This is a genomic window from Vibrio sp. 1557, assembly GCF_033340175.1.
GTDB classification, from domain to species: Bacteria; Pseudomonadota; Gammaproteobacteria; order Enterobacterales; family Vibrionaceae; genus Vibrio; species Vibrio alginolyticus.
The window spans coordinates 1-1186 of sequence record NZ_JAWOVZ010000202.1; the positions used below are offsets into that span (position 1 = coordinate 1).

The 1186-nt window shown below is 60.2% G+C and carries 2 protein-coding genes; both read left to right on the top strand.

The features are described 5' to 3' along the window. On the top strand, nt 1–507 hold a 507-nt coding region (locus R7070_RS25865), incomplete at its 5' end, for a DUF3363 domain-containing protein (RefSeq protein WP_222105491.1). A gap of 216 nt (nt 508–723) precedes the next feature. Beyond that, nucleotides 724–1186, top strand: a 463-nt coding sequence (locus R7070_RS25870; protein WP_318141471.1) for an MFS transporter, incomplete at its 3' end; no start/stop codon positions are given.

Consider the following 1186-nt stretch of genomic DNA (forward strand, 5'->3'; position numbering starts at 1 on the left):
GTTCGCGTCCTTTCCCCGGTCGATCTGAACAAACAGATCGGATCGGACGGCGCGACCTGGCTGGACCGGCGGCTGATCCACGGCGAGACGGCCGACCTTGCGCCAACCGGCTTCGGGCAACAAGTCCGCGAAGCCATGGACCAGCGCCGCGAGCACCATATCGAACAGGGCGACGCCACCCGCAGCCGGGACAGCCGCGTCTTCTACCGGCGCAACCTTCTCGCCATCCTGCGGGAGCGCGAGGTAGCCGGCGTCGGATCGGATATGGCTTTGAGTAAGGGCCTGCCGTTCCGCGCCGCCACGGACGGCGAGAGCGTCAGCGGCAAGTTTACCGGAACCGTGCATCTATCGAGCGGCAAGTTCGCCGTGGTCGAGAAATCCCATGAGTTCACCCTTGTCCCGTGGCGGCCGATCATCGACCGCCAACTCGGCCGCGAGGTTATGGGCATCGTGCAGGGCGGGTCGGTGTCGTGGCAGTTAGGGCGGCAGAGGGGGCTGGAACGCTGAGTGCGCCCATGCCGCATTGCGAAGCAAAAGATAATCGGATAAAATGTAGCAATTCATATTCGTAAGCGTGGAGTAATCAGATGGGAAATTCCAAGTCAGCAGACAAGTAAGCCGCAACAACCAGTATTGTTGTTGCGGCGCTCTGTAAGGCTAGTCTCATCTGATTGCTGACGAGCAGACGTCGCCCGGTATTCCTTAATCGAGGGTTGATTCGTCATGACCACCACACGCCCCGCGTGGGCCTATACGCTGCCGGCAGCACTGCTGCTGATGGCTCCTTTCGACATCCTCGCTTCACTGGCGATGGATATTTATCTCCCTGTCGTTCCAGCGATGCCCGGCATCCTGAACACGACGCCCGCTATGATCCAACTCACGTTGAGCCTCTATATGGTGATGCTCGGCGTGGGCCAGGTGATTTTTGGTCCGCTCTCAGACAGAATCGGGCGACGGCCAATTCTACTTGCGGGCGCAACGGCTTTCGTCATTGCGTCTCTGGGAGCAGCTTGGTCTTCAACTGCACCGGCCTTTGTCGCTTTCCGTCTACTTCAAGCAGTGGGCGCGTCGGCCATGCTGGTGGCGACGTTCGCGACGGTTCGCGACGTTTATGCCAACCGTCCTGAGGGTGTCGTCATCTACGGCCTTTTCAGTTCGATGCTGGCGTTCGTGCCTGCGCTCG